Source organism: Sandarakinorhabdus glacialis (genome assembly GCF_014643455.1).
GTDB classification, from domain to species: Bacteria; Pseudomonadota; Alphaproteobacteria; order Sphingomonadales; family Sphingomonadaceae; genus Sandarakinorhabdus; species Sandarakinorhabdus glacialis.
On the sequence record NZ_BMJM01000012.1, the window covers coordinates 71,349 to 77,348 of the forward strand.

Annotated in this window: 6 protein-coding genes, 1 tRNA gene and 1 pseudogene; 4 read left to right on the top strand and 4 right to left on the bottom strand. The window is 66.6% G+C overall.

From position 1 onward, the window contains the following. Positions 1-35: 35 nt before the first annotated feature. Positions 36-686 carry a c-type cytochrome gene (locus IEW98_RS14020; RefSeq protein WP_188763797.1) on the bottom strand — a complete coding sequence of 217 codons (651 nt, stop codon included), beginning with the start codon at positions 684-686 and terminating at the stop codon, positions 36-38. Between the two features lie 139 nt (positions 687-825). On the opposite strand from IEW98_RS14020, the gene IEW98_RS14025 reads away from it, so the two are divergent. Beyond that, a complete protein-coding gene (locus tag IEW98_RS14025) occupies positions 826-1,719 on the top strand; it encodes a prephenate dehydratase (RefSeq protein ID WP_188763799.1) in 894 nt (297 codons plus the stop codon). On the opposite strand, the gene rsmD is transcribed toward IEW98_RS14025, so the two are convergent. Together rsmD and IEW98_RS14035 are read right to left on the bottom strand one after the other, a co-directional pair. Then, on the bottom strand, positions 1,716-2,270 hold the full coding sequence (rsmD, locus tag IEW98_RS14030; RefSeq protein WP_188763801.1) for a 16S rRNA (guanine(966)-N(2))-methyltransferase RsmD: 555 nt from the start codon (positions 2,268-2,270) through the stop codon (positions 1,716-1,718). The genes IEW98_RS14025 and rsmD overlap by 4 nt on opposite strands. 1 nt (position 2,271) lies before the next feature. Next, positions 2,272-3,642 carry a pseudouridine synthase gene (locus IEW98_RS14035; RefSeq protein WP_188763803.1) on the bottom strand — a complete coding sequence of 457 codons (1,371 nt, stop codon included), beginning with the start codon at positions 3,640-3,642 and terminating at the stop codon, positions 2,272-2,274. Positions 3,643-3,731: 89 nt separating this feature from the next. Between IEW98_RS14035 and IEW98_RS14040 the strand changes: the two genes are divergently transcribed. Then, a tRNA-Leu gene (locus IEW98_RS14040) sits at positions 3,732-3,815 on the top strand. Between the two features lie 308 nt (positions 3,816-4,123). Here IEW98_RS14040 and IEW98_RS14045 read toward each other — a convergent pair. Continuing rightward, positions 4,124-4,337 (bottom strand): annotated as a pseudogene (locus tag IEW98_RS14045) (IS630 family transposase); the annotation flags it as partial. Between the two features lie 62 nt (positions 4,338-4,399). Between IEW98_RS14045 and IEW98_RS14050 the strand changes: the two are divergent. Then, positions 4,400-4,885 (top strand): MDR/zinc-dependent alcohol dehydrogenase-like family protein, encoded by a 486-nt coding sequence (locus tag IEW98_RS14050; protein WP_188763805.1) that lies wholly within the window; start codon positions 4,400-4,402, stop codon positions 4,883-4,885. 318 nt (positions 4,886-5,203) lie between these two features. Then, a complete protein-coding gene (locus IEW98_RS14055; protein ID WP_207792578.1) occupies positions 5,204-5,719 on the top strand; it encodes a cupin domain-containing protein in 516 nt (171 codons plus the stop codon). The last annotated feature ends 281 nt before the right edge of the window (positions 5,720-6,000 follow it).

Here is a 6,000-nt window from a genome sequence, read left to right on the forward strand (position 1 = left end):
CCCCCCAGCCTCCGAATGTTCCGCCGCGCGGAGCTTCAGGCGACGGGGGTTGGTGCCGCTGCTGCAGGCGCAGTCGTTGCAGGCGCTGGCGCTGCGGCAGGCGCACCAGCGGCCGGCGCGGCGGCGGCAACCACTGGCGCTTCGGCCGGTACCGGCGGAAGCGGCTTGGGCGCATCGGCCTTCGAATTGAGGTACAGGATGACCGCGGCGCGGTCTTGCGGCTTGGAGATGCCGGCAAACGCCATCTTGTTGCCGGGCGCATAGGCCTTGGGGCTCTTCAGCCAGGCGCTGAGATCATCGAAGGTCCAGGGCTTGGCCTTCATGCCGCTGAGCACTTCGGAATAGGAAAAGCCGGGCGCATGAGCATGGGGGCCGCCAACGACGCCATAGAGGTTAGGCCCGATCCCGCTGGGGCCGCCCTTTTCGGCATTGTGGCAGGCAGCGCACTTCTTGAACACGGCGGCGCCCTGTTCGGCGGTGGCGCTGGCGAGGTAGAAGGCAATCGGCTTTTCGACTTCACCGGCAGCGACGACGGGGCCTTCCTCGACCACGCCGGCGACGACATAGCCGGCTTTCTCAGGCAGATGCGGTGTAAAGACTTCACCGACGACGATCGAGATGGCGAGCAATGACGACAGCGCCGCAAGCGCCCAACCGGCAAATTTATTGAATTCGAAACTGTCCACGTCGTCGCTCCCGAAGCGCCTCAACCCTGCCGATTGGGGGCTGCTATAGCAGGGGGACGCGCATCGGCAAGACTTTGCGTGACGTTGTGGTGCACTGCGGCGTTTGCACCGGGCCGCGACCTCGCCTAACGGCTGCGCGATGAGTAGCTATCCTCCCCTTGCCGATGCGCTGGTGCGCGACATGGCGGCCCGTGCCGCGACCGATCCGGCCGCCGCCGTGGCCTTCCAGGGCGCGCCCGGCGCCTACTCGCACCAGGCCGTGCGCGAACTGTTCCCCAACGCGACCGCATTGCCATGCGCGTCGTTCGAGGATGCCATCGAGGCGGTGCAGTCGGGCCGCGCCGGGCAGGCGGTGATCCCGATCGAGAATTCGCTTCATGGCCGCGTCGCCGACATTCACTTCCTGCTGCCCGAATCGGGACTGCACGTCGTCGGCGAGCATTTCGTCCGCGTGCATCACTGCTTGCTCGGGACGGGGACGCAGGCCGAGTTGAAAACGGTGATCAGCCATCCGCAGGCGCTCGGCCAATGCCGGCTGCGGCTGCGCAGCTGGGGCATCGAGGCGGTCGGGTTTTTCGATACCGCCGCCGCCGCCGCACAGGTCGCCGGCGACGGGGATGCCGCGCAGGGAGCGATCGCGTCGCGGCTAGCGAGCGAGATCTATGGCCTGAAGGTGTTTGCCGAGGGGGTCGAGGATGCCGATCACAACACGACGCGTTTCGTCGTGCTGGCGCAGGAACCGCGCGCCGTCGTACCCGGCACGCCGACGATGACCAGCCTGAATTTCGAGGTCCGCAACGTGCCGGCAGCGCTGTTCAAGGCGCTCGGCGGGTTCGCGACGAACGGCATCAATATCACCAAGCTCGAAAGCTACCTGCGCGACGGCTCGTTTGCCGCGGCGGAATTCTATGCCGAGATCGTCGGTGCGCCGTCCGATGCCGGGGTCGAACGCGCGCTCGAGGAGCTGGCATTCCATACCAAATGGGTGCGGGTGCTGGGGACGTATCCGATGGTCCGCGAGCGGACGGCCTAAGCGTCCGGGCCAGCGCTCGGCCCCGGCGCGCGCAACAGGTGCAGCCGCGCCTTGCCGTGATCGCGAACCGCCAGCACTTCAAAATCGCTGGTGAGCACTTCCTTGCGGCCGGTTTCGACCGAGATCAGCGCATGCGGGGCGATCCAGCCGCGCTCGGCGAGGCGGGCCAGTGCGACTTCGCCGAGGCCGGAGCCATAGGGCGGATCGAGCAGGATCAGGTCGCACGGCACGCCGTTGCCGAGCGTTTCCATCGGTGCTGGGATGATGGTGGCATCGCTTTTGGTCGCCGCGACGTTGGTGCGCAGCGCCTTGACCGCCTCGGCGTCCTTTTCGACGAAGGTAGCGTGCGCGGCGCCGCGGGACAGCGCCTCGATGCCGAGCGCGCCGGTGCCGGCAAAGCCGTCGAGGACGCGCAGGCCCTCGAAGCTGCCGACGCGGCTGGCGAGCATCGAGAACAGCGCCTCGCGGACCCTGTCGGCGGTCGGCCGCGTCGCGTCACCTGGCGGCGCGATCAGTGCGCGGCCGCGCCATTGCCCCGAAATGATCCGCATCTCAGCGCTGCGACAGCGACTTGCGCAGGGCCGCGACGACACCGTCGGGAATCTCGTCGGCATCGCGCGGCTCGAGGTCGCCGAGCTCGATCGCGCCATAGGCGACGCGGATGAGACGCGAGACCTGCAGGCCGAGATGTTCGAGAACGCGACGGATTTCGCGATTCTTGCCCTCGGTCAGCGTCATCGTCAGCCAGAGGTTGCGGCCAGTGCGGCGCTCGATCTCGGCGTCGATCGGGCCATAGTGCATGCCGTCGATGGTCACGCCTTCGATCAGGCTTTCGATCGCCGGCTGGGCGATTTCGCCATAGGCGCGAACGCGGTACCGGCGCGGTACGCCGCTGGTCGGCAGCTCGAGAGCGCGTTTGAGGGCGCCGTCGGTGGTCAGCAGCAGCAGCCCCTCGGTGTTCATGTCGAGCCGTCCGACCGGCACGACGCGCGGCAGGCCGGGGGGCAGGATGTCCATGATCGTCGGGCGGCCGCCGGGATCGCGCGCCGTGGTCAGGAAGCCGGCGGGCTTGTGGAAGCGGAACAGCCGCGATGGTTCGAGCGCGGCGACGGTCTGGCCTTCGACGGTGATGCCGTCGAGGCTGGCGACGACGAACGCCGGGGTCGTCAGCACTTCGCCGTTGAGCGCGACCTTGCCTTGGGTGATCATCCGCTCGATGTCGCGGCGCGAGCCGATGCCGGCACGGGCGAGCAGCTTGGCGATGCGCTGGGGTTCGATCGGCACGTTGGGATTGGCGCGAGCGGCCTGGCGCTCGGCGACGCGGGCGTCACCGCGGCCACGGCGGCCGGTCAGCGCCGGTGCGGGCAGGTCGCTGAACGCGGCCGGATTGGCGCGGGCCGGCGGGCGGCCGGCGCGCGGCGGGCGGGCGAGTTCGCGCGGCGCGCTGCCGGGAATGCGGGGCAGGCGGCCACCGGGGATGTGGCGGCGACGCTCGCCGTCGCGGGCGGCGTCGGCATGGCCACCGGGGCCTTCGCTGCGGACGCGGAAGCCCTGCGGCCGAAAGCCTTCGCCCTGGTTGCGGTGCGTCTGCGAATCCTGGCGCTCGGCTTCGCGGCGCGAGGTGGTGATGGTCTCGTCCTCGGCGCGCGGCCGCGCGCGCTGTGGTCGCGGCGCGTCGCCGGTGGGGCGGGGCGGGCGGCCTACCGGCGGACGACGCTCACCTGCACTTGCCGGTAGTCGGCGTTCGCCTGCGCCAGAAGGTGGTCGGCGTTCGCCTGCACTTGCCGGTGGTCGGCGTTCGCCTCCGGGCGCAGGCGGCCGGCGCTCGCCGAAACTGGAGGGCGGGCGGCGGTCGCCGGGTCCATTGGAGGGCGGGCGGCGATCACCCCCGGAAGGGCCGCCAGTCTTTCGGGGAGGTCGCATCGTGCTGCCTTGCGGCGAATAGGGCAATAAGTCCAGTTTTGTCGTACATGTTGAACTGGCGGGCGCGATGCGCTAACCGCCCCGGCAGTGCCCCTGTGGTGAAATGGTAGACGCGCTCGACTCAAAATCGAGTGGAGAAATCCGTGCTGGTTCGAGTCCGGCCAGGGGCACCACGCAGTCGCGCTCCCGAGCAGCAAGTGTCTGATCTTCGGTGGGGGCCGCTTTAGCTGCACAATGTCCGCGGCTTTGCCGCACCGCGACATCGCTGCCGCATCCAGAGACAGCGATTTGCCGCAACGCTGACGCGAAGCAGGCCCATGTCCTCCGAGCCCCAAAATCCAGTCTGCAGTTGCGATGCGCCAACGATGTGGAACGGGCCTCGACCTATCTGCCGCCCCGAGCAGCTGGCGCTTATGTGTCCAATTGATCGGCAGACGGGTGGCACGCAGCAACGTCTATTCACTGAGTCCGACCGGCTGACGCCCGTCATCGGGCCGTCGAGGACCATCGGTGCGGTCATGCCGGTCAGTCGGAGCACCTGTGAACGTCGTCGTCTTCCAATAGCCATGCGGGATACTCGCCCGGAGACGCTGTCCGCGCGGCGCGCGTCAGTGGAGCCGCGCCATCTTGGTGCTCGCCCCGGTCGCATCGATGAATACGAGAGTGTGCGGATTCAGATCGAGCTGACCCTCGAATCATGGCTCCTGGCGGCTCATTACGTCGGAGGATCCTGCTCCGCTGCATGCCCGGACCTTTTTTGAGCGTGATCTTCTGGCGCGCGAAGGATCGCTACAGCGTCGCGATGCCGACTGTGCCCCCGTGCCCGGCGAACTGCTCGTGCGGTTCGGCGAGCCCGTACATCGTCCTGCTTAAGCGTGACGCGACCCTGGTCATCGTCGGCGCGCTCGAACCAATTGCGCCGATCGACAACCAGCAGGTCGCAATCCACTGGCGCAGCATCGCGGGCTCGCTAATCGGCTCGATCCGCGAGACGCAGGAAGTCCTCGATTTCTGCACGGCGCAAAGCATCGCGCCCGAGATCGAGCTGATCCCAATCCAGCAAGTGAACGACTCCTATAAGCAGGTCGCGGAGGGCGAAGTGCGCTTCCGCTACTTCATCAACATGGCATCGCTTAAAGAAAGACCGAGCGGAGTCGGCTGCGTGACCGGCGGTGTCGCCCTTCGAGGGTTTATCGGCGCGATCACCGTCGTGGGTTTGCGGGCGTTGTTCAGGACCCGATAGCGAAGCGGGACGCGGCAGCAAAGAAATTCAAAAGAGCGATCGCGAAACGCTCGGAGACGACGGCACCGTGCATGACGCGATTTGCGATCCGCGTGTTACGCTGCTTGGGCCATCGCAGGTCTGCGGAGGGAAATAACATTTACGAAAGCCTTGCGTAGTGCCGTCTTAAGCGCTTCGTATTGTAAGGAGCGTCTTGCTTGCGCAGCCCAAAGCAGCCATTCCGTTTGAACTGGTCGCGACGAAAATTGAATCGATTCCGCAAGGACCGGATGAGCGACTGAAGCGACGTAACGATTTCTTCGGTCCCGACCACCGGGCATGGTATTCGATGTCGATCGCAGCCGGAATCAAGCTGAGAGGTGCATCATGCCCAAATTGCTTTCGACCTTAAGTCCGATCGCCACCATCGAGTTCGATGTTGCGACGATGCCGTATTGGCGGCTGTTCACTAGGGACGACGGTCTCAGCAGTGTCGCCGCGTCGCTACTGGGCGGCTTTGTCGAACAGAGCGTTGGCGGCAAGGCGGCGGCCATGTGGATGCTTCCGGCCCCGGGCAAAGTCGAAGTCGTCCAATTCGCGATTCTTCCCGTCGGCTGGGTCGGCGAATGGCACGAAAGCCCGCTGAGGCAGTGGGTGGTCACGCTGTCGGGCCGCTGGTTCATCGAAACGCAGGACGGCCTGCGGATCGAAATGGGGCCGGGCGAGAGCCATTGGGGCGAAGACCTGGGCACTCGACAGATCAACGGAAATCACGGACATCGCTCCGGCCAACTCGGCGACGGGCCGTGCGCGCAGATGCTCGTGCAGTTTTGCGCGCTGTCGAAGAACGCCTAGCCGCCCGTCATTTGCAGCACAGCGCCTCGCCGCTGCGACTTTCCGATATATTGGACGTTATCGTCGGCGGCTGGCACCAACCAGTTCTGGCGGAGTTCGGCGTGCGACCTTCCTCGGTCCTACCAAGTCGCCCCTCCGCCGTCCCGGCAAGCACTTCGGCGCTCGGGACGTTTGAACGTACGCCTACGGTGAAGGCCGCCTTGCCTGGTTTGACGGGTGCCGCGAGGTAGCACCGGTGCAAGCACTGGTGTTTGCACTGATGTTAGCGACGGTGCGATGGG